The sequence below is a fragment of the Stenotrophomonas pictorum JCM 9942 genome, assembly GCF_001310775.1.
GTDB lineage: Bacteria > Pseudomonadota > Gammaproteobacteria > Xanthomonadales > Xanthomonadaceae > Stenotrophomonas > Stenotrophomonas pictorum.
Genome location: NZ_BAZI01000734.1, coordinates 1 through 722, shown reverse-complemented (window position 1 = coordinate 722; position 722 = coordinate 1). Strand labels below are relative to the sequence as shown.

Annotated in this window: 1 protein-coding gene; it reads left to right on the top strand. The window is 67.3% G+C overall.

Features of this window, described 5'->3' with window-relative positions; translation table 11 throughout:
- Positions 1 to 722: TIGR00266 family protein (locus JCM9942_RS17370; RefSeq protein WP_054661039.1), on the top strand; the 722-nt coding region annotated here is incomplete at both ends.

Sequence of the window (722 nt, the reverse complement as noted above, 5' to 3'; positions counted from 1 at the left end):
ATGCCGCCGCCGCTGGGGGGTAGCCGCCCGCGCGCCGACGACATCGACTTCCGCATCGTCGGCCATGAGATGCAGTTCGTCGAAATCGAGCTGGATCCGGGCGAAAGCGCGATCGCCGAAGCCGGCGCGCTGATGTTCAAGGATGCGGCGGTGCAGATGGACACCGTGTTCGGCGACGGCCGCCACGAGGGCCAGGGCGGCGGCTTCATGGACAAGCTGATGAGCGCCGGCAAGCGCGTGATCACCGGCGAAAGCCTGTTCGCCACGCTCTACACCCACACCGGCCAGGGCAAGGCCAAGGTGGCCTTTGCCGCGCCCTATCCCGGCACCGTGCTGCCGATGAAGCTGGACGAACACGGCGGCAAGCTGATCTGCCAGAAGGACAGCTTCCTGGCCGGTGCGCGCGGCGTGCAGGTCGGTGTGCACTTCCAGCGCAAAGTGATGACCGGCCTGTTCGGCGGCGAGGGTTTCATCATGCAGAAGCTCGAAGGCGATGGCTGGGTGTTCGTGCATGCCGGCGGCTGCGTGGTCGAACGCGAACTGGCTGCCGGCGAGCGACTGGATGTGGATACCGGCTGCGTGGTCGCCTATCACGCCAGCGTGGACATGGACGTGCGCCGCGTGGCCGGCATCAAAAGCATGGTCTTCGGCGGCGAGGGCGTGTTCCTGGCCACCCTCACCGGACCGGGCAAGGTGTGGCTGCAGTCGCTGCCGTTCTCGCG